This is a genomic window from Janthinobacterium sp. 78, from assembly GCF_003096775.1.
In the GTDB taxonomy this organism is placed as follows: domain Bacteria; phylum Pseudomonadota; class Gammaproteobacteria; order Burkholderiales; family Burkholderiaceae_D; genus Janthinobacterium; species Janthinobacterium tructae.
The window spans coordinates 363,349-384,245 of the sequence record NZ_QENT01000001.1; the positions used below are offsets into that span (position 1 = coordinate 363,349).

The 20,897-nt window shown below is 62.7% G+C and carries 20 protein-coding genes; 8 read left to right on the forward strand and 12 right to left on the reverse strand.

What is annotated here, in order from left to right:
- The first annotated feature begins 17 nt into the window (after positions 1-17).
- On the forward strand, positions 18-593 hold the full coding sequence (locus C8C92_RS01510) for a DUF1349 domain-containing protein (protein WP_116742842.1): 576 nt from the start codon (positions 18-20) through the stop codon (positions 591-593).
- A gap of 1 nt (position 594) precedes the next feature.
- Here the strand turns inward: C8C92_RS01510 and C8C92_RS01515 are convergent, their stop codons facing one another.
- The gene (locus C8C92_RS01515) at positions 595-993 is read right to left on the reverse strand and encodes a DUF4440 domain-containing protein (RefSeq protein ID WP_099761245.1); all 399 of its coding nucleotides are present in this window, start codon (positions 991-993) and stop codon (positions 595-597) included.
- The gene (locus tag C8C92_RS01520) at positions 990-2,411 is read right to left on the reverse strand and encodes an MFS transporter (protein WP_116742843.1); all 1,422 of its coding nucleotides are present in this window, start codon (positions 2,409-2,411) and stop codon (positions 990-992) included. Before C8C92_RS01520 ends, C8C92_RS01515 begins: the two co-directional genes overlap by 4 nt.
- A 127-nt stretch (positions 2,412-2,538) precedes the next feature.
- Here C8C92_RS01520 and C8C92_RS01525 point away from each other — a divergent pair, with 127 nt between their 5' ends.
- Together C8C92_RS01525 and C8C92_RS01530 are read left to right on the forward strand one after the other, a co-directional pair.
- The gene (locus C8C92_RS01525) at positions 2,539-3,441 is read left to right on the forward strand and encodes a LysR family transcriptional regulator (RefSeq protein ID WP_116742844.1); all 903 of its coding nucleotides are present in this window, start codon (positions 2,539-2,541) and stop codon (positions 3,439-3,441) included.
- 115 nt (positions 3,442-3,556) lie between these two features.
- Positions 3,557-4,375 (forward strand): hypothetical protein, encoded by an 819-nt coding sequence (locus C8C92_RS01530; protein WP_116742845.1) that lies wholly within the window; start codon positions 3,557-3,559, stop codon positions 4,373-4,375.
- 33 nt (positions 4,376-4,408) lie between these two features.
- Here C8C92_RS01530 and C8C92_RS01535 read toward each other — a convergent pair whose 3' ends face one another.
- From C8C92_RS01535 to C8C92_RS01550, 4 genes are all read right to left on the reverse strand, one after another.
- Positions 4,409-5,464, reverse strand: coding sequence for a bifunctional nicotinamide-nucleotide adenylyltransferase/Nudix hydroxylase (locus C8C92_RS01535; protein ID WP_116742846.1), 1,056 nt, complete (start codon positions 5,462-5,464; stop codon positions 4,409-4,411).
- Positions 5,461-7,176 carry an NAD+ synthase gene (locus tag C8C92_RS01540; protein ID WP_116742847.1) on the reverse strand — a complete coding sequence of 572 codons (1,716 nt, stop codon included), beginning with the start codon at positions 7,174-7,176 and terminating at the stop codon, positions 5,461-5,463. The genes C8C92_RS01535 and C8C92_RS01540 overlap by 4 nt, the downstream gene beginning before the upstream one ends.
- Before the next feature lie 93 nt (positions 7,177-7,269).
- Positions 7,270-7,782, reverse strand: a complete 513-nt coding sequence (locus C8C92_RS01545; RefSeq protein ID WP_099761230.1) for a ClbS/DfsB family four-helix bundle protein — start codon at positions 7,780-7,782, stop codon at positions 7,270-7,272.
- Entirely contained in the window at positions 7,782-8,426 is a 645-nt protein-coding gene (locus tag C8C92_RS01550) for a metalloregulator ArsR/SmtB family transcription factor (RefSeq protein WP_116742848.1), read from the reverse strand. Before C8C92_RS01550 ends, C8C92_RS01545 begins: the two co-directional genes overlap by 1 nt.
- Before the next feature lie 63 nt (positions 8,427-8,489).
- Between C8C92_RS01550 and C8C92_RS01555 the strand changes: the two genes are divergently transcribed.
- A complete protein-coding gene (locus C8C92_RS01555) occupies positions 8,490-8,978 on the forward strand; it encodes a DUF2938 domain-containing protein (protein WP_116745809.1) in 489 nt (162 codons plus the stop codon).
- Here C8C92_RS01555 and C8C92_RS01560 read toward each other — a convergent pair whose 3' ends face one another.
- Entirely contained in the window at positions 8,979-11,378 is a 2,400-nt protein-coding gene (locus C8C92_RS01560) for a DUF3772 domain-containing protein (protein ID WP_099761226.1), read from the reverse strand. It abuts the gene before it with no gap.
- Between the two features lie 377 nt (positions 11,379-11,755).
- On the opposite strand from C8C92_RS01560, the gene C8C92_RS01565 reads away from it, so the two are divergent.
- Positions 11,756-12,085, forward strand: coding sequence for a helix-turn-helix transcriptional regulator (locus C8C92_RS01565; protein WP_099761223.1), 330 nt, complete (start codon positions 11,756-11,758; stop codon positions 12,083-12,085).
- The gene (locus C8C92_RS01570; RefSeq protein ID WP_116742849.1) at positions 12,072-13,316 is read left to right on the forward strand and encodes a HipA domain-containing protein; all 1,245 of its coding nucleotides are present in this window, start codon (positions 12,072-12,074) and stop codon (positions 13,314-13,316) included. Before C8C92_RS01565 ends, C8C92_RS01570 begins: the two co-directional genes overlap by 14 nt.
- 34 nt (positions 13,317-13,350) lie before the next feature.
- On the opposite strand, the gene C8C92_RS01575 is transcribed toward C8C92_RS01570, so the two are convergent.
- From C8C92_RS01575 to msuE, 3 genes are all read right to left on the reverse strand, one after another.
- Positions 13,351-14,376 carry a methionine synthase gene (locus C8C92_RS01575; protein ID WP_116742850.1) on the reverse strand — a complete coding sequence of 342 codons (1,026 nt, stop codon included), beginning with the start codon at positions 14,374-14,376 and terminating at the stop codon, positions 13,351-13,353.
- Positions 14,377-14,402: 26 nt separating this feature from the next.
- Positions 14,403-15,380, reverse strand: a complete 978-nt coding sequence (locus C8C92_RS01580) for a DUF1852 domain-containing protein (RefSeq protein WP_116742851.1) — start codon at positions 15,378-15,380, stop codon at positions 14,403-14,405.
- A 70-nt stretch (positions 15,381-15,450) separates the two neighbouring features.
- Complete coding sequence (gene msuE, locus C8C92_RS01585; protein WP_116742852.1) at positions 15,451-16,032, reverse strand: FMN reductase; 582 nt, start codon at positions 16,030-16,032, stop codon at positions 15,451-15,453.
- Between the two features lie 127 nt (positions 16,033-16,159).
- Between msuE and C8C92_RS01590 the strand changes: the two genes are divergently transcribed.
- Positions 16,160-17,059, forward strand: a complete 900-nt coding sequence (locus C8C92_RS01590; protein WP_116742853.1) for a LysR family transcriptional regulator — start codon at positions 16,160-16,162, stop codon at positions 17,057-17,059.
- A 90-nt stretch (positions 17,060-17,149) separates the two neighbouring features.
- On the opposite strand, the gene C8C92_RS01595 is transcribed toward C8C92_RS01590, so the two are convergent.
- Positions 17,150-18,292, reverse strand: coding sequence for a serine hydrolase domain-containing protein (locus C8C92_RS01595; protein ID WP_207780958.1), 1,143 nt, complete (start codon positions 18,290-18,292; stop codon positions 17,150-17,152).
- Between the two features lie 127 nt (positions 18,293-18,419).
- Positions 18,420-20,249 carry a glutamine--fructose-6-phosphate transaminase (isomerizing) gene (glmS, locus tag C8C92_RS01600; protein ID WP_099761208.1) on the reverse strand — a complete coding sequence of 610 codons (1,830 nt, stop codon included), beginning with the start codon at positions 20,247-20,249 and terminating at the stop codon, positions 18,420-18,422.
- A gap of 161 nt (positions 20,250-20,410) precedes the next feature.
- Here glmS and C8C92_RS01605 point away from each other — a divergent pair, with 161 nt between their 5' ends.
- On the forward strand, positions 20,411-20,884 hold the full coding sequence (locus tag C8C92_RS01605; RefSeq protein WP_099761205.1) for an Lrp/AsnC family transcriptional regulator: 474 nt from the start codon (positions 20,411-20,413) through the stop codon (positions 20,882-20,884).
- The last annotated feature ends 13 nt before the right edge of the window (positions 20,885-20,897 follow it).

Genomic DNA, 20,897 nt, shown 5'->3' on the forward strand with positions numbered 1-20,897 from the left:
GATCGGAAAGGCATCCAATGTTCACGCAAGGCAGCTGGCTCAATCCACCGGAAAACTGGTCCGCCGACGACGCGCAATTGCGCGTGACGACCAATGAAAAAACCGATTTCTGGCGCAAGACCGCGTATGGTTTTATCCGCGACAGCGGCCACTTTTTCGGCACTGAAGTCAACGGCGATTTCACGGCGCAGCTGCACGTGGCGGCGCACTACTCCGCGCTGTATGACCAGGCCGGCATGATGGTGCGCGTCGACGCACAAAACTGGATCAAATGCGGTGTCGAATTTTCCGACGGCCAGCTGCTATTGAGCAGCGTATTGACCCTCGACAAATCGGATTGGGCCGTCAGCATCGCCCCCGCCATGCCGGACGGTTTCTGGTTGCGCGTGACGGTGGCGCAAGGCGTGATCCGGGTGCAGTATTCGACCGATGGCCAGCGCTGGCCGCTGCTGCGTCTGGCGCCGTTTCCCACGGCATCGCGCTACCTGGTCGGCCCCATGTGCTGCACGCCGGAACGTGGTGGCCTGGAAGTGGTTTTTTCGCAGTTTTCCATCGCTCCGGCACAGCAAAAAGACTTGCATGATTTGAGTTAAATTAAGCCACCCACGTTTCGTGCAGATGGCGCCACAGCAGGGTCCCAGCCGGTGTTTTGTCATACACGACGGTCGACAGGCGCTCGGTGTTTTCTCCCCCCGGCAGCGACTGGCATTCGCGGTAGGACACGCTGGCGCCGGCCGCGCTGTCCTGGATTAAAACGAGGTCGGAAAGGCGCATCTGCAGGCCCGGACGGCTGCCGCCGGCAGCGCGGAAAAACGTCGTCAAGCCGGGGTGATCGAGCTGCTTGCCACCGGGCGCCACCATCGTGAAAGCGGGTGCAAAACGCGCGAGTAAATCGGCGCAATGTGCTGGTGCCGTGGCGTCGCCAGAAAGCCAGTCGCGGATCAGCGCGTGCGTGGATAAAACGTCGTCAAAACAGGGGTTCGTTGCGTTCATTTTTTCGCTACTCCATGGTGATGTAAAAGGTCGAGAACGGCGCGGTTATCGATGCGCGCGCACAGCACCAAAGGCAGTACGCACGAGGCGGCGGCGAGAGCAAAACACCAGTGAAAAACCTGCACCGCGCGCGTGTGCTGGGCGGGGTCCTCCAGCGTCGATATTCCGTGCGCCGCCAGCAAGCCATTCAGCAGTACGCTGAGCAGCGCCACGCCCAGGCAAAAGCCCAGCTGGCGGTTGATATTCCACACGGCGCTGGCCTGGCTCAATTGCCCATCCGGCGTGCGCAAAAACGCCGTGCTTTGCGCCGTGCTGCTGCACAAGCCACCGCCAAAACCCATCACGGCATACGCGCCAGCCAGCCAGAATAACTGGCCCGCCGCATCCACGCGCAGCAGCATCAGCATGCCCGCCGCCTGCAGCAGCACACCGGCAATGAACAGCGGTTGCGGACCCACGCGGCGATAGCTTTTGCCCGTCAGCGCAATGGCGCCAAATGAGGCCAGCGCCCATGGCAGCATCAGCGCACCCGCCGTCGACGCCGACATGCCCAGCACGCCCTGCAGGTACAGCATGGCCAGCAGGCTCACGCCCATGAAGACGCCCGGCACCAGCAGATACATCAGCATGGCGATGCGTAGCAGCGGCTCGGTGGCCAAACGCAGATTCAGCAACGGTGTGGCTTTGCGCAAGGCGCCGCGCACATAGCCCCAGGCACAGGCGGCGCCCAGCGCCAGCACGCCGGCGCCGGCAGCCAACTCGCCCGGTGTGCCCAGCATCGTCAAGCCCAGCAACAGCAAAAGGATGGCTGTGCTGCCCGCCACAAGGCCGCCCGTGTCGAGCCGGGGCACTTGCGCGCGCGGTGGGTCGGGACGCAGCCAGCAGGCGGCCAGCAGCAGCGCCAGCGCGGCGAATGGCACGTTCAGGTAAAAAATCCAGCGCCAGGAAAGACTATCGACGATGGCGCCGCCCAACGCAGGCGACAGGGCGGGCGCCAGCAAGCCCACCAGCATGATGACGGAGGACAGGCCGGGGCGCTCGGCAGGTTTGTATAACTGGTAGGTCATGCTTTGGCCCAGCGGAATGAGCAAGCCGCCACCGAGGCCCTGCACGCAGCGCCAGGCAATCAGCGCCTCGATCGAGGGCGCCAGGCCGGCGCCGATGCTGGCGCATAAAAAAGTTAGCAACGATGCCATAAACACGGTTTTGCTGCCATAATAGGCAGCAAGCCAGGCGCTGGCGGGGATGACGATGGTCAGGCCGAGAATGTAGCCGGTGCTGATCCAGGCCAGCTGCGCCACCGAGGCGTGCAAGGCATGACCGATGTCGGGGTAGGCGACGCTGGTGATGAACATGTTGATCAGGTCGACGAAAAACCCCAGCAGATAGATGGCCGCGACCTTTTTGCGATAGTCCATGGTGCTCCGAATGGCAAACGGCCAGCTTAAGCGCCCATCGCCATTTGCGTAACGGGCCAGCCCCGATTACACTGTCAAAGAAATTTTGACAAACCTCTACAACCCGCATGCCTCCTCATTCTTATTTATGATCAGTCTTGACCGTTTGGGTATTTTCATCGCCATCGTCGACGCCGGCTCGCTGACGGCGGCCGCCGCCGTGCTGGGCCAGAGCAAGGCCGTCGTCAGTTTTAATTTGAAACAGCTGGAGGCGGAGCTGGGCGTGTCGCTGCTCACGCGCAGCACGCGCAGCCTGGCGCTGACCGACGTGGGACGGCGCTTTTACGAAGATTGCCAGCGCGTGCTGAGCGAAGCGCACGGCGCCATCGAAACGGCGCGCCAGGGCCAGCAGGGCTTGCGCGGCACCCTGCGCCTGACCACCACCGTCGAATACGGCGGCCGCACGGTGATCCCTGCGCTGATCGCCTTTGCCGCCGCCCATCCGCAACTGCAGATCCAGCATTCCTCGTCGTCGTCGCATGAAGACCTGATCTCGGGCCGCTACGACCTGGCCATCCGCATGGGTTCACTCAACGATTCGAGCTACCGCGCCGCGCTGATCGAGCCGTATGCGATCTGGCCCGTCGCCTCGCCCGCCTACCTGGCCAGCCTGCCCGCCAAGGGCATCACCAGCTTGCCCGACTTGCAGCGCGCGCGCTGGCTGGCACACAGCCGCCTGGCTTCGCCGCTGCGCTGGGAGGTGCAGACGCCGGACGGCGCCGCCGCCTTCGCCGCGCAGGACGACGCCGCCATCCATTCCGACTCCGCCTCGGCCCTGCTGGGCTTTGCCCTGGGCGGCTGCGGCGTGGCCCTGCTGCCGCAGTGGCTGGTGGAGGCGGATGTGCGCGCGGGGCGTTTGTGCCGCCTGCTGCCCGACGTCGCCTTCCCGCAGCAGGGCGTGTATGCCGTGTATCCGAACACCCAGCATATTGCGGAAAAGGTGCGCGCCTTTATCGACTTTTTGCGCGCGTTCGTGGGCACGCCCGCCTGAAGTTTCACGTGGTCAACATTTATTGAACACAACGATTTCCAAGGGGCAAACGGGCGCCCCTTTCGCTTGACACGGCCTACACTGGAAGGACGTTGTTCACCGATTGGAGACCATCATGGCACATACATTGGCAGCAGTTTTCGCCCTGCGCGACATGGCCGAGCGCGCCCGGCACGACCTGATCACGGCTGGCTTCCCCGGCGCCAGCATCCGCCTGCACGATGCGGGCAGTGAAGATATATCCACCACGGAAGACATCCGCCGCGACGACAGCGACAGCCTGCTCGACAGCGTCAAGCATTTCTTTACGGACCTGTTCGGCAGCCACGCCGACCGCCACATCTATGCGGAAGCCGTGCGGCGCGGGCATGTCGTGCTGACACTGGAAGGGGCGAGCGACGCCGATATCCAGCGCGCCACCGACCTCGTCGAGCGCTACGCGCCGCTCGACATCGATGCGCACGCCGACCACTGGCGCGCTGGCGGCTGGCAAGGCGCGCCACAGAACGATAGCGCGATGCGCCAGGGCGCCAGCATGCAGTCGGATACGTCATCGCAGCAGGGCAACCTGAACGAGTCGCCAGGGTCGCAGCAATTTGCCAGCGACATGACGCCCCCGCCGCCGTCCAACGCGGGCGCCAATGTGCGCCGCTATCCCGGCGCCGACAACCTGCCCGGCACCAGCGACGACGACGAGCAGTATTACCGCAGCCACTGGAGCGCCACCTATGTCGCCACCGGCGCGCGCTTCGACGACTACGATCCCGCCTACCGCTATGGCCATTCGATGGCGGGCAGCGACAGCTACCGGGGGCAAAGCTGGGAGCAAGTCGAGCCTGAACTGCGCAGCAACTGGGAACACACGTATCCGCAGTCGGCGTGGGACGACTTCAAGGCGGCCGTCAAGCATGGCTGGGAGCGCATGACCTCCTGAGCGCCGGAGGGCGCTGCGGGACTCCCCCGTCCTTCAGCGCCCCTCGTGCGTCAATTGCAGGAAGTGGTTCAGGATATGAAAATGGTCTTCGAAGAATTGCTCTTCCATGGCCGGCAGCGCCGCCACAGGCACCCACTGCGCCAGCGCCGCATCGTCGGCCGCCGTCACTTCCGGCAGCTGGCGCGTCTTCAAGTCAAAATAGTGCGCATGCGTGATGGTGCGCCCGCGCTGGCTGCGGTCCGGGTGGTCGAACACGGCCACGCCGACCAGCGCCTCGACGAGGGTGGGCGCCAGCACGCCCAGCTGGGTTTCTTCCGCCAGCTCACGCAGGGCGCCCTGCAGCAGGCGTTCGCGCGGCTCCAGGAAGCCGCCGGGCAAGGCCCACAAACCCTTGCCCGGATAGCCGCCACGGCGCACGAGTAAAACGTGGCCGCCCGTCTGCACCAGCGCGTCCACGGTGCAAAAGATGGGCGCATACGGCGCCGTGCGCCAGCGCGCCTTGTACGCTTCGATGGCGCGGTATTCCTGCACCAGCGGCGCGTACCACGGCAGCAAGGTCCACGCTTTGACATACTGGCTGATAGCCGCCGGCAGCAGCTGCGCCACGGCGCTCAGCGACACATCCACGTCTTCGGCCTCGAACAGCACGTTGCGGATCGCCGTCGCGCCAATGGGCGCGCCCGCATCGATCTCCAGGTTCAGCAGCTGCCAGTGCGGGAAGTGGTGCAGGTAGTAACTGGTGGCGTCCTTGAAGCAGGCCACCAGGGTCACGCGCTGCGCTGCGGGCAAGGCGCCCGCCACGGCGCGCCGCACGGCGTCGGCCCACAGGCCATCGTCGTAGTAATCACGCACGGCCACGTAATGCACACGCGCGCGCTGCGCCTCGGGTAACGTCGCGGCGATCATGGCGGCCCGTTCCTGCCACGTAAACGGGTTCTTCGGGCTGCGCGCATGGAAGGCGGAGCCGAGTACCACCACCACCTGGGCAGCGGTCGTCAACGCCGTTTGCAGCAAGCCGGCATGGCCATTGTGAAAAGGCTGGAAGCGGCCGATCAGGATGGCCGCGTCGGCAGGGTAGGATGGGGTCATGCGTCGTCTCCGGTAGGGTAGTGGGCGGCGATCGGCAATTGGCGCCCGCTGCCAAAGGCGCGCGAACGCACGCGGATGATGGGCGCCGCCTGGCGCCGTTTATATTCGTTGCGGGCGACCATGCCGAGGATGCGCGTCACGAGGGCTCGCCCCTCGTCCGTCTCGCGCAGCTGGTCGACCAGGGTCAGCGCTTGCGCGCTTTCGGCAGCCGGCAAACGCCGTCCCTCGATATGCCACTTCAAAATTTCATCGAGCACGGGGTAGGGCGGCAAGCTGTCCGTGTCGCGCTGGCCCGGCGCCAGTTCCGCCGACGGGGGTTTATCGAGCACGGCGGCGGGTATCAACTCGCGCCCGGCACTGGCGTTGATATGACGCGACAGGGCGAACACCTCGGTTTTATACAAGTCGCCGATCAAGCCCAGTCCCCCATTCGTGTCGCCATACAGGGTGCAGTAGCCGACCGAGATTTCGCTCTTGTTGCCGGTGGTGAGCAGCAGGGCGCCAAACGCGTTCGAGTACTCCATCAGGATCGTGCCGCGCACCCGCGCCTGCAGGTTTTCCAGCGGCAGCCCCTGCAGCTTGCCGTCAAACGCGGCCGCATAGCCAGCCTCGGACTGCGCCACGATGTCGCGTATCGGATGCGTGTAGAGGGCGATGCCCAGATTGGCGCACAGGGCGACGGAATCGGTGACGGAGCCGGCGCTGGAAAAGACGGATGGCATGGTGATGGCCACCACGTTGTCCGCGCCGAGCGCCTCGACGGCCAGGGCCAGGGTCAGCGCCGAATCGATGCCGCCCGAGCAGCCGACCACCACTTTTTGAAAGCGGCAACGGCGCGCGTAGTCGCGCAAACCGAGCACGATCTGGCGCCGCGCAAACTCCACGGCGGGGATGCCGTCCGGGTCCGGTACGGGAAACGCCGCGCCATCGGTACGGCTAAAACGGCCAGCGGCAAAACGCAGCAGTTGAAAATCTTCGACGAAGCGTGCCGCCTCGAATTCCACGCCGTGCTTCGGCGAAATGGCGAACGAGGCGCCGTCGAACACGAGCTGGTCCTGGCCGCCCACCTGGTTGACGAACAGCAGGGGCAAGTTGACGCGTGCGCAGGCGGCGCCAAACACGGCGTGGCGCTGTGCGCGCTTGCCGATGTCGGACGGGCTGGCGTTGATGCTGACGACCAGGTCGGGCCGCGCCGCATGCAGGGACTCGAACGGGTTGACGGCATAGGCGCGGCCATCGTCGTTCCAGCCATCCTCGCAAATCATGAAGCCGACTTTGCAGCCAGCGATGGATAAGGTGCAGGCGCCGGGCGGGCCCGGCTCGAAATGGCGGCCCTCGTCGAAGATGCCGTACGTGGGCAGCAGCTGCTTGTAGTATTCGGCGACGATATGCCCGTCGCGGATGGCCAGCAAGGCGTTATACAGGGGCTTGCCGACGCCGGGGTTCGGCCGCGCCGTGCCGATGACGGTGACCAGCGCCGGCCAGCGCGCGGACGCTTGCAGCAACTTGTTCAGCGCCTGCTGCATGGCGCGCAGGAAGGCGGCGTCCTCGAACAGGTCGCCCGGGTAATACGCGCATAGCGACAGTTCGGGGCACACCAGCAAGTCGGCGCCATCCTCGCCGGCGCGGGCCATGCGCGCGGTGATGGCGGCGACATTGGCGTCGAAGTCGCCCACGGTGGGATTCATCTGGGCGAGGGCGATGGTCAGCATGGCGATCCTTCAGATAGTTACGCGTGAAACCACTATCCTGCCTGAAAACGTTTCTGAGGGTACTGATGCAATCGTGCAAGCGCGCAGGAGCCACTACAAGGTCTTCAGCCAGGCCCGCAAACGCGTGCGCGCATTCGCATACGGCGACGAGGTATTGAACTGGATCATGCGCCCCATCGTGTAATGCGTGTACCAGGGCTGGCCATACAATTGCGCATCGTCATGCGCGTCGATCAGCGCCAGCAGCTGGTCTTTCGCCTGCTCCAGGCGCTGCAGCAAGTCGTCCATGTCCAGTTCAGCATAGTCCGCATAGAAGCGCTGCGCCAGGGCACCCAGAGCGTTCCACGTGAAACCTTCGGCGGGAAAGGCGATGTCCTCGATGCGTTTGCCGTCGCGCAGCTGCGCGTGCCAGTGCAAGACCAGCTCGTTCCACCCCACCAGGTAGGCGAGCAGATCGCACACGCTCATGCGCGTGCCCTTCACTTGCCCCTCCAGTACGGGATCGCGCGCCAAGGCCGGTGGCACGCGCGCCAGCTCCTGCGCCAGCTTGGCGTACGTGGTGTTGATGGCGTCGACGAGTTCCTGCTTGCTGTTCGGGATCGCCATCACGCCGCCTTCACGACAGGCAAGCCGGCCGCCTGCCAGTCGTCGTAACCGCTGCCGAGACGGCGCGCATGCAAGCCGTGCTGGCGCAAGGCGGCCACGGCCTGCACGGACAACACGCAATACGGGCCGCGGCAGTAGGCGGCGATTTCGGCGTTCGCGGGCAATTCGCCGAGGCGGCGCTGCAAGTCATCAAAGGGAATATTGATCGCACCGGGCAAGTGGCCGGCGGCAAATTCCTGCGCGGGACGCACGTCGAGCACGGTGATGCTGGCTTCCTGCATGCGTGCCTGCAGCTCGTTGCCCGTGATCGCTTCCACGTGGTCGCCCCGACTCAGCGCCTGCAATTCGCTGCGCTGATGCTGCGCATACAGCGCCAGCGCATCGAGCAACTGCACGATGGGGCCGCTACCGAGCCGGTACAGCACGCGCTTGCCGTCGCGCCGTGCCTGCACGAAGCCGGCGCGCCGCAACTGCTGCAAATGCTGCGAGGTATTCGCCACGGACAGGCCCGTCAACGCCACCAGCTGCTCCACCGCAAATTCGCCCTGCGCGACCTGCTCAAGCAGGTGCAGACGCGGCGCGCTGCCTAAAATATGGGCAAATCCGGCGGAACCGGTGAGCAATTCGATATCAGCATTTTTCATTGACACGATGCTAGCACCCTTATAACATTCAAGCAATCTATTGAATGTTATAAGGTGACAATGATGCAAATACTCTGGCTCGATGCGCTGGTGATCGGCGTGGGCGCGACGGCGGTGATGGATGTGTGGGCGGTGGCCTTGAAGCGCTTCTGGTGCATCCCCTCGCTGAACTTGGCGATGGTGGGACGCTGGCTGGGCCATCTGCCGCGCGGCACGGTGACGCATGCCAACATCGCCCAGGCGGCGCCCGTGCGCGATGAAGCCATCCTGGGCTGGACCGCCCATTACGTGATCGGCGTGCTGTTTGCGGCCGTGCTGCTGGCGCTGGTGGGACAGGAGTGGGTGCACCAGCCGACGTTCGCACCGGCGCTGCTGGCGGGCCTGGTGAGCGTGGCCGCGCCGTTTTGCATCTTGCAGCCGGGCGTGGGCGCCGGCCTGGCCGCCAGCAAGACGCCGCATCCGGGCGCAGCCCGCCTGCGCAGCCTGATGGCCCACACGGCGTTCGGCATCGGCCTGTACCTGGCGGCGCTGCTGTGGTCGACTATCCGCTGATCAGCTCGTCAACGGCGGCACAGGGGCGGGTGCCGGCGCAACGGCTGAGATGGCCGGCGCCTCGGGATGCGCCGGCACGGTGCTCAGCACCATCGTGCTGGGCTTGGCAATCGCGATATGCGCCTCGTCCAGGCGCTTGAGCAGCTCGAACAGCAGGGCGCTGCGGATGCCCGACGTCAGGCGCGGCGACGAGGCATAGCCGGTAGCGTTGAACAGCAACAGGCCATTGTCGATGCCGTCGAGCTGCACGCTGGGCGCCGGCGTGTCGAGCACGTCGGGATTGTCGACAAAGGTGGACAGGATCAGCGCGCGCGCCGCTTGCGCATCCGTACCCAGCGGCAGCGGCAGCTTGACTTGCACCAGGCCCAGAGGATTGGCCAGGGTGACGTTGCGCACCGTCTTGGTGATGAATTCCGAGTTCGGCACGATCACCGTGGAACGGTCGCCCAGCTGAATTTCCGTGGCGCGCACATTGATGCGGCGAATGTCGCCCTCCACGCCACCGAGCGAGACCCAGTCGCCCACTTTCACAGGACGCTCGGCCAATAAAATCAGGCCGGACACAAAGTTCTGCACCACCGCCTGCAAGCCGAAACCGATCCCCACCGACAAGGCCGACGCCACCCACGCGATGCGTTCCAGGCCGATGCCGGCCGCAGACAGGGCCAGCGCCACGGCCAGCACCCCGCCGATATAGCCAAACAGCGTGATGAACGACACTTGCATGCCCGTATCGAGATTGGTAGTCGGCAAATAACTGTTTTGCAGCCAGCGCTTGAACAGGCCCAGCGCCACAAAGCCCACCACCAGCACCAGCAGGGCCTGGATCAGCGCGGCAGGGCGGATCGCCACCTCGCCGATGGCCAGGCCATCCTGCAGCTTGCCCACGCGCTGGAACAGCTCGCCCGGACCTTCACCGAACGGCGCCAGCAGCAGCATCAGGGCCAGCAGCACGACGATGGCGCGGCCGATGCCCGACAGCAGCACGGCCGCCTGGTCGCGCGCCTTGGGCGTGGCCAGCACGGGATTGACGACGTCTGGCGGCGGCGGCGTGGAGGCCAGCAGCATGCAGATATCATCGACCAGCACCGTCAGCAGATAGGTGCTGCCCACCACCACGATGACCCAGGCGATTTGCTTGGCAATAAAACTGCCGAAGGCCACATAGCCGACCAGCAAACTGATGACGCTCGACGCCAGCGCCAGCCACAGCAGCACCGTGACGCAACGCAGCCACAGCGGCGTGACCAGGGTGGCGGGATCGGCCTCGCGCAACAAGCGCCAGCTGCGCTCGGCGCGCATCAAGCCATAGGCGATGGTCGTGCTCATCACCAGGGCGACGATGCAATTGACGGCCACGGCCGTCGACAGGCCCGCATTGATGACGATGGTGACCCGTTCCGTGGCCCATACGAGCACCACGATGAAGGCAAACGTCGATGGAAAATGGCGCAAGCGATGCGCCAGCGCGTCGGGCAGGGGCAGCAGGCGCCACGACACGCGCCAGGGCGACAGCAGTGCGTGGCCCAGGCCCGCCGTAAAACCGGCAAAACAGATGATGCCGATCAAGCTGCTGAGGAAAGTCGAAATTTTTTCAGACAGGCCACCCTCCCAGCGCAAGCCCATGACCAGCAATTCGGCCACCAGGCCCGGCGTGGCAGCCGCCAGCACCAGCACGGCCAGCGCATGCAAGGAGCGGCGCAAGCGGCCATGCGGCACGCGCGTGGCCGTGATCACCAGCAGATAGCGCGACACCCAGACGCTGGCGCCGATCACGGCCACGATACCGGCCAGTAAACCGCCCCAGGCCGACCATGGCGTGGCGCGTGCGGCGTTGGCCAACTCCAGCTCCAGCGCCCGCAGGCGTTGCAGATTCTGCGGCAATTCGGCATGCAGCTGTTTCCAGAAGGAACCGGCCAGGATGGACGCCGTGCGCTCGCCCAGGCGCGCCTGCAGCTGCGCGCGGCGCGCCGTCGACACCTGCTCGGACGCCTGCGTCGCTTCCACGGCCAGCAAGCGCGCCAGCTTCACCTGCGCATCGAGCGCGCTGCTGGTGCGGTCCAGCTGGCTGCGCTGCGCTGCCACGTCAGGGGCCTCTTTCGTGCCCGCCGCCGGCTTGCCCAGCTCGGCCAGCCGCGCCTGCACGCTCGACAGGGTAGGCGCGAGCGCATCGGCCACCTTGTCCGCCTCGGCGCTGGCCGCCAGCGCATCGGCGCGCATCTGCGACAGGGTTGCGTCATCGAGATCAGCCTCGCCATCGAGCGCCTTCTGGATGCTGGTGATTTGCTTGCGCAAGCCATCGAGGTGCTGGTCGGCCGTGGCGGCGTCATCGACGGGCTGCGACCAGGCCGGTGGCGCGGCCAGCGAGCACGCCAGCAGCAGGCTCAATAGCAGTGGCAATAGCCAGCCACGCCAGGCTTGGCGCGGGGAAGAAAAATGAGGGGTACGGAATGAAATCATGCGGTCCTATCGGCCAGGTCAATACGGGGAAAAGCGAGACAGCATCGCGCCGGCAGGTACAGCGGCTGCAGCGGCAGGAACAGGGCGATGGATATTACGGGAGTTGCTGAACTGTACGGCAAACAGCGACAGCCTAGCGCACTCCAGCGACAGATGGCGGAAATTTTCGTGCGGCAAGAAACTGAGGAATATAGATGAACATAAAATTGCATTTACAATGGTTAAGTTCAATTTTATGTTTATATATCATGAAACAATAACAAACATATTCTTTCAATTAAGGACTACAATATAAAAAATATGTTCACTTCCTTATCATGACAAAACGTGCCCGCCCGGAAGACGCCATGCCGACGCTCGTCAACGAGCGGCTCAGGATATGGGGCCAGTGCGTGCGCAAGCAGCGGGTGCAGCAAAACATCACGGCACGCGACCTGTGTGCCCGCCTCGACATTTCACATCCTACCCTGCAGCGCATGGAACGGGGCGAGGCATCCGTCAACGTGGGCTTGTTCCTGGCCGCCTTCCACGTACTCGGCATCCTCGCCATCACGGCGCCGGAACCCGACGTGGCGCTGTGGCAAATGGACAGCCCCAACATCCGCAGCCGCCCCGCCTTGAACGGGGGCGACGATGGCTACTTCTAGCCGTCCCTTGTTTGTCTATCTGCAGCGGCCCGACAACGGCGCGTGGGTAGTGGTGGGCCGCTATGTGCTCGATGCGCAGACCGGCATCGGCAGCTTTCTGTACGCGCCCAGCTATGCCGATGCAGGCTTGTCCTGGAGCATCGATCCCGTCAATCTGCCTTTCATTCCCGGCATGGAACACCTGGCGCGCCGCTATGGCGGCCTGCATGACGTGCTGCGCGACGCCAGTCCCGATTCCTGGGGGCAGATGCTGATACGCCGCGAACACCAGCTGGGCGAAAAAACCACGGCGATCCAGTTCTTGCGCCTGTCCGGCAACGGCGAGCGCTGGGGTGCGCTGGCCGTGGGGAACACGCCCAAACCGAACATAGCGCAACTGGCCAGTCCCAGGCTGCATCACCTAGATGCGCTGGTGCAGGAACTGTTGGCCATCGCGGGCAGCCGGCCGCCACTCAATGCGCCCTTGCGCAAGCGCCTGTTCGCCACCCCTAGCATGGGCGGCGCACGGCCGAAGGCCACGGTGCAGGACGGTGAAGATTACTGGCTGGTGAAACCGGGACTGATGACCGATACGGTCGACCTGGCACTGCTGGAACATGCGGCGATGCAATGGGGCAAGGCGGCCGGCCTGCGTTTCGCCGACACGCGCCACCATGCGTTGACGGCCGAACGCAGCGTGGTGCGCATCCTGCGTTACGACCGGCGCGGCGCGCAACGCGTCATGACGGTCAGTGCCGCTTCGCTGCTGCAAGTGCAATATCCGCCGGTGGACGCGGCCGACAGCGATGGCGCCAGCTATCCCCGCCTGGCCGAGGAGCTCCGGCGCATCGGCGCGCCACCGGAAGACGCCATCGAGCTGTTCGGCCGCATGGTCTTCAACGGCGTCGTCGGCAACAACGACGACCATCCGCGCAACCACGCCGTGCTGTTCGACCTGGATGAACAGCGCTGGCGCCTCTCGCCCGCCTTCGATGTTGTGCCGGATACGGAAGACGACCCACAAACGCTGGTCATGCAAGTGAGCGCCGGCCGCCGCGACATCACGCGCGACGCCATGCTGCGCGACGTGACCCGTTTCGGCTTCGCCACGCGACAGCAGGCAGAAGATTATGTCGATGCCTTGCTGGCGCGCATCGAGAAAGCTTTTGCGCAGGTGGCGCCGCTGCTGAACGCAGCCTTGCGGGCGCGGATGGCGGAGCGCTTGCGGGTGATGCTGGTGCGGCTGGCTTAGGCGCAGGCGGGTTTTCGGAATTTTCCCCAGCCTGTTAAGAGATTTCTCTCCGGATAATTTCCGCGCCGGCACTAAGCGCATGCAATTTGCCTCTTGCTACCTGACGCGACAAGGGCGCCATGCCACAGTTGGTGCTCGGGTAGAGCTTGTCGGCATCGACAAACCGCAGCGCTTTGCGCAGGGTGTCGGCCACTTCCTCCGGCGTTTCAATGGTATTGCTTGCCACGTCGATGGCGCCGACCATCACTTTTTTGCCACGTATGAGTTCAATCAGGTCAATCGGCACACGCGAGTTGTGGCATTCCAGCGAGATGATGTCGATATTCGATTGCTGCAGCTTGGGGAACGATTCTTCATATTGGCGCCACTCGGAGCCCAGCGTGTTTTTCCAGTCGGTATTGGCCTTGATGCCGTAGCCATAGCAAATGTGCACGGCGGTTTCGCATTTGAGCCCTTCGATCGCGCGCTCCAGCGTGGCGATTCCCCAATCATTGACTTCATCAAAGAAGACATTGAATGCCGGTTCGTCAAACTGGATGATGTCGACGCCGGCAGCCTCCAGTTCCCGCGCTTCCTGATTGAGGATCTTCGCAAATTCCCAGGCCAGTTTTTCGCGGCTTTTATAATGGCTGTCATACAGCGTATCGATCATCGTCATCGGGCCTGGCAAGGCCCATTTGATCGGCTGCGTGGTTTGCTGACGCAGGAATTTGGCGTCTTCCACAAACACCGGCTTGGTGCGGCTCACGGCGCCCACGACGGTCGGCACGCTCGCATCGTAGCGGTCACGAATCCTGACGGTCTCGCGCTTGTCAAAGTCGACGCCGCTCAGATGCTCGATGAACGTGGTGACGAAATGCTGGCGGGTCTGCTCGCCATCGCTGACGATATCGATGCCTGCCTGCTGCTGTTCCTGCAGGGACAAACGCAACGCATCTTGTTTGCCCTCAATCAATTCCTCGTCCTGCAATTTCCACGGCGACCAGAGTTTTTCAGGCTGCGCCAGCCAGGAAGGTTTGGGCAAGCTGCCGGCGGTGGAAGTAGGCAATAATTTTTTCATGATGAATGCTTTCGTCTATTTTTTAATCAGAGCGCGTAGTTCGCAGCCCATTGTTCAAGAACATGCTTGTAGGGCTTGATGAAGTGCTCTTCCGTATATTTGCCCTGCTTGACAGCCAGCTGGCTGCGCTCTTCCCGGTCATAGACAATTTGCGTCAATGAATAATCCTGGTTCTTCAGGCTGGGCTGATAGAGTCTTCCCGCCGCAGAATTGGCGTTGTAAATCTCGGGCCGGTAGATCTTTTGGAACGTTTCCATCGTGCTGATGGTGCCGATCAGCTCAAGATTGGTGTAGTCGCCCAGCAGGTCGCCGATAAAATAAAATGCCAGCGGTGCCGCACTGTTTGGCGGCATGAAATAGCGCACCTGCATCCCCATTTTCTCGAAATACTCATCCGTCGACGAGAACTCATTTTGTTGATACTCGACACCCAGGATGGGATGCTGGTTTTCAGTGCGCTGATAGGTCTTGCTGCTCGAGGCGCTGAGGCAGATCACCGGCGCCTTGCTGAAGTGTGCTTTGTAAGTATTTGAATTGACAAAGTGTTTGAACAGCCTGCCATGAAAATCGCCAAAGTTCTCTGGCGTGCTGAATGTGGATTGATTATTGTTGTGCTCTGGCAGCAGCACGCTGAAGTCGTAATCGCGCACGTAAGAGGAGAAGTTATTGCCGGCGATGCCGTCGATGCGCTCTCCGGTTTTTTTATCGAGGATATTCGGCTTCAATATCTCGATCAGTGGAATATTGTCGCCTGCGGCATCGATATTCAATGCGACGGAAATGATTTCAAGTTCGACGCAGTAGCGGTCCGCCTTCGGGTTGTCCCAATGCGCCAGGTTGTTGAAGCGGCTGTCGATCATTTTCAGGGTGTTGCGCAAGTTCTCCTGGCGACGCTCGCCCCTGGCCAGATTGGCAAAGTTGGTCGTCAGGCGCGTGCTGTCCGATGGGTGATAGTTTTCATCGAAAACAATGCTCTTGATGCTGAATGCAAAATCTTGGCTCATGGTGATCTGGTGTCCTGTTTGCTGCGAAAAGATGAATATATTGATTGCCTGGTGACCGTGGGGATGCGTATCAGGCCGAGACCAGCTCTTCAGCGGTGGCAGATTGCGCCTGGCGCGTCAGGCCGACCAAGGGCAATGCCCGTTGGACCGCCAGCGTGGCGCGCTGGATCAGGGCCGCGTCCTGCAGACGGTAGTCGGTAAAGTCCTTGTCGGTCGCGTAGACGCCCAGCGGCAAGGTGCGTGCCTGGAAAAAACTGAACAGTGGCCGCAACTGGTGATCGATCATCAGCGCATGGCGCTCGCTGCCGCCGGTGGCCGCCAGCAAGACGGGCTTGTCGATCAAGGCATCCTGGTCAATGAAGTCGAAGAAGTGCTTGAACAGTCCCGTGTAAGAACCACGGAAGACCGGCGTTGTCACCACCAGGATGTCGGCTTGCTCGACCGCCGCAAGTTCCCGCTCCACCGTCTCGGGCAGATGGGAGCGCCACGTCGCGCCGGCGAGCTGCGGGGCCAGCTGGCCCAGTTCGACCAGGCGCTGCTCGCACAGCACTTCCTCGGCGATCAGGTCCATCAGGTGCTCGGCCAGGGCTGCCGCCTTGGAAGGGCGTTGCAGCCCGCCGGAAACCGCGACTAAGCGAAGTGGACGTGTCATGTTTGCTTTCATAGGGAGTGATGCGCGAGGGCGAAGAATGCCAACAGCAAGAGGATCGATGATAGCGGGGGAAACCCATGAAGTATAATGGTCTTATTTCATACATCCATGAACTTAGCTCATTCAAATGCTTGAACGCATCCACCTCAGCATCGTCCAGCAGGTCGAAAAACAAGGGTCGTTGACGGCCGCCGCAGGCGTGCTGCACCTGACCCAGTCGGCCCTGAGCCACAGCATGAAGAAGCTGGAGCAGCAACTGGGCACCGACGTCTGGCTGCGCGAAGGGCGCAACCTGCGCCTGACGCAGGCCGGCCAGTATCTGCTGGCGGTGGCGAACCGGGTGCTGCCGCAACTGGACCTGGCCGAAGAGCGCCTGGGCCAGTTTGCGCAGGGCGAGCGCGGTGCGTTGCGCATCGGCATGGAATGCCACCCTTGCTACCAGTGGCTGCTCAAAATCGTTTCCCCGTATCTGGCCGCCTGGCCCGATGTGGATGTGGACGTCAAGCAGAAGTTCCAGTTCGGCGGAATCGGCGCGCTGTTCGGCTACGAGATCGACCTGCTGGTCACGCCCGACCCGCTGTACAAGCCGGGGCTGACATTCGAACCCGTGTTCGACTACGAGCAGGTGCTCGTCGTGGCCAAGGGCCATGCCCTGGCGTCGGCGGCCTACGTAAAACCGCAGCAGCTGACCCAGGAAGTGCTCATCAGCTACCCCGTCGACATCGAGCGCCTGGACATTTACAATCAATTCCTCTTGCCGGCCGGTGTCACCCCCAAGCGCCACAAAGCCATCGAAACGACCGACATCATGCTGCAGATGGTCGCCAGCGGCCGCGGCGTGGCCGCCCTGCCGCGCTGGCTGGTCGAGGAATACGCAGCCAAGATGGACGTGGTGCCGGTGCGCCTGGGCGCGCGCGGCATCGCCAAGCAGATTTTCCTGGGGGCACGCGAGACGGACACCGCCATCGACTACGTGCGCGCCTTCATCGAGCTGGCGCGCCAGCCGGCCATTGCGCAAGAAAGCTAAGACAAGCCCCTTGGCCCGCCAGCGGCGTCACGCACGCCTATTCGCTGGAAGCCAGTGCGAAGCACATCCCTGCACAGAGCGCCGAGGATCTTACTTCGCGCTTTCCATGGATTCCACCGTATCGAAGATATGCGCCAGCGCGCTTTCCATGGCGCCGGCGGTAGCGTCGCCGCTCTGGTTGGTGATGATGAAAACGCCAAGCTGATATTGAGGAACGACGTAGGCGTAGCTTTGCGCGCGTGGCACGCCGCCATGGTGTACATAGTGCGTGCCCAACTGGCGATTGCTGCCGATGTTCCAGAAATAGCCGATGCTGAAGTCGTCCTGAAAGCGCGCCAAAGGCTGGTGCGATTCGACGATCGCGGGATGGGCGCTCAGTTGCAGGCGCAGGTATTTCGCCATATCCGGCATGGTCGACTTCAGGTTGCCCGCCGCCCCCCAGGGCAGTTGTGGCATCGGTGTGGTCATGACGGGATTGTCGCTGTGGTAGCCGGGCGCCAGCCGGCCGGTATCCCTGGCGGTGATTCTCAGCCTGGTATCTTGCATACCGGCTTCACGCGCGAGGAATTGCGTGAGCAGGACGTCATAGGGCACGCCGTAGATTTTTTCGAGCGTGTGCGCAATGAGTTCAGTACCGGCGCTTGAATAGGCGTAGTCCTTGCCAAGCGGACCTTTGATATCGACTGTGTGCAAGTCCTGCCAGAATTGCTGTTGTCCGTAGTTGGCGTAGGCTGCATTGAGCTTTGCCGGCGTGGCGTGTGCCGTGAAGTCCTGCAAGACGGTGTTCACCTGCAATGGCAACATGCCCGGCATAGTGCTGGTGTGCGTGATCAAATGGCGCAAGCGAACGGGCTGCCCCTGCGACTGCAGGTTCGGGTAGGCATCCGCCAGGTACTTTTGTATGGGATCGTCGAGCGCCGCCTTGCCATCGAGCACAGCGTTCGCCAGCAGCAGGCCAGCAAAAGTTTTGCTGACCGAGCCGATTTCATACAGCGTTGTATCGTTCGGCGGATTGGCTTTACCGGTCTCCAGCTCGCCTTGGTGCAGCATGAATTCCTTGCCGCGATACACGACAGCAATCGAGGTCGCATGCAGCAATTTTGACTGCAGCAGAGTGGTCGCGGTCTCGCGCATGGCCGCAGGAATGTCATGCGCAGGTGCCGTGGCTGCGGGCTTGCAAGCGGCCAGCGCGAGTGTCATTCCAGTCATGATTGCGGCGAGTTTGGTCATCATGCGCACCATCCAGTAGAGAGGGGCATTCTCGCACAATGGGTTCAGCGGTGCCGGATAAAAGAAAACGCCACCCGGAGGTAGCGTTTTCTTTTAATTCCTGGTGGCCCGGGGCGGCCCCCTGGCCTGCTTACTCCACCGTCACCGATTTGGCCAGATTGCGCGGCTTGTCGACATCCGTGCCGCGCGCCAGTGCCGTGTGATACGCCAGCAATTGCAGCGCGACCACGTGCAGGATCGGCGACAAATCGCCATAGTGCTCGGGCAGGCGGATCACGTGCAGGCCTTCGCCGGAGCTGATGCGGGAATCCACGTCGGCAAAGACGTACAGCTGGCCGCCACGGGCGCGCACTTCCTGCATGTTCGATTTGAGCTTTTCGATCAGGGCGTCGTTCGGCGCGATGGTGACGACGGGCATTTCATTCGTCACCAGCGCCAGCGGGCCGTGCTTCAGTTCGCCGGCCGGATATGCTTCGGCGTGGATGTAGGAAATTTCCTTCAGCTTTAACGCGCCTTCCAGGGCAATCGGGTAGTGCATGCCGCGGCCCAGGAAGAGGGCGTTTTCCTTGCGCGCGAATTCTTCGGACCAGGCGATGATTTGCGGTTCCAGCGCCAGCACGGACGCGATGGCGACGGGCAGGTGGCGCATGGCTTTCAGGTGCGCCGCTTCCTGCTCTTCGGACAGACGGCCATTGACTTGCGCCAGGCACAGGGTCAGCAGGAACAGGCCCGCCAGCTGTGTCGTGAAGGCTTTGGTGGATGCCACGCCCACTTCCACGCCGGCGCGCGTGATGTAGGCCAGCGCGCATTCGCGCACCATGGCGCTGGTGGCCACGTTGCAGATGGTCAAGGTGTGCTGCATGCCCAGGCTGCGGGCATGTTTCAGGGCGGCCAGGGTGTCGGCCGTTTCGCCGCTTTGCGAAATGGTGACGACCAGGGTGTTCGGGTGCGGCACGCTGTCGCGGTAGCGGTATTCGCTGGCCACTTCCACGCTGACGGGCACTTTCGCAATCGCTTCGATCCAGTACTTGGCCGTCATGCCCGCATACGAGCTGGTGCCGCAGGCGAGGATCAGCACGCGGTCGATCTGCTTGAAGATGGCATAGGCATTGTCGCCGAACAATTCCGGCATGATGCCCGTCACGCCTTCGAGCGTGTCGCCGATGGCGCGCGGCTGTTCAAAAATTTCCTTTTGCATGTAGTGACGGTACGGACCCAGCTCGGCCGCGCCCGTATGCGCATGCACGGTTTTCACTTCGCGCTCGACGGGCTTGCCATCGACGTCGACGATCCAGCAGCGCGACAGTTGCAGGTCGACCACGTCGCCTTCTTCCAGGTAGATGATCTGGTCCGTCGTGCCGGCCAGCGCCATGGCGTCGGAAGCGACAAAATTTTCACCATTGCCCAGGCCGACTATCAGGGGCGAGCCCTGGCGCGCGGCCACCACGCGGTGCGGCTCGTCGCGGCAGAAGACGGCAATCGCATACGCGCCATCGAGGCGTTTCACGGCCTGCTGTACGGTCTCGAACAGGTCGCCGTTGTACATGTGCTCGACCAAGTGGGCGATCACTTCCGTATCCGTCTGGCTCTGGAAGACGTAACCCAAGGCCGTCAGTTCGGCGCGCAGTTCGTCGTGGTTTTCGATGATGCCGTTATGCACCAGCGCCACGCGGGCATTCTCCTCCGTTGGAGAAAAGTGCGGATGGGCATTGAAGTTGACAGGGGCGCCATGCGTGGCCCAGCGTGTGTGGGCGATGCCCGTAAAACCGCTCAAGCGTTCTTCGGCGATCTGCTTTTCCAGCTCGGCCACGCGCGAAGTGGAGCGCGAACGCTGCAAACGGCCATCGGCGTGCAGGGCGATACCGCAGGAATCGTAGCCACGGTATTCCAGGCGCTTCAAGCCTTCGATCAGGATGGGAGTGATATTACGTTGCGCTACCGCGCCGACGATGCCGCACATGGAAACCTCTGTCTAAAAATTCATCAATGCACGCATGCTAATGCAGAGCGCATGAAATATGCTTTCTAAATGCGTGTATTTTTGACTGAATATTTCACGACTATTTTACGATGAAATATTATTTCATTTAAACTCAATATATTTCCAAATTCATCAAAATTATGAGCGAGCACAACATTACCCTCGACGAGATTGATCGTCGCATCCTGAACGCCTTGCAAATTGATGCATCGCAAACCAACAGTGAGCTGGCGCAAGCGGTGCACGTCTCGGCGCCCACCTGTTTGCGGCGCGTCAAACATTTACGGGAAAGCGGCGTCATCGAGCGGCAAGTGGCCATCGTCGCGCCGCAACTGGTCGGTGCGCGCCTGACGGCCATCGTGGAAATCACGCTCGACGTGCAGGCGGCGGAACGCATGGCGGAATTCGAACTACTCGTGGCGGACGAGCCCGCCGTACTGCAATGCTACCGCGTCTCGCCCGGGCCCGACTTCGTGCTGATGGTACAGGTGGCCGACATGCCCGCGTATCACGCGCTGGCGCACCGCCTGTTTGCCGCGCATGCGAATGTGCGCAACGTGAAAAGCTACTTTTCCACGTTTCGCAGCAAGTTCGAGACACGCATCGCCGTCTGAATTGCCATGCGCC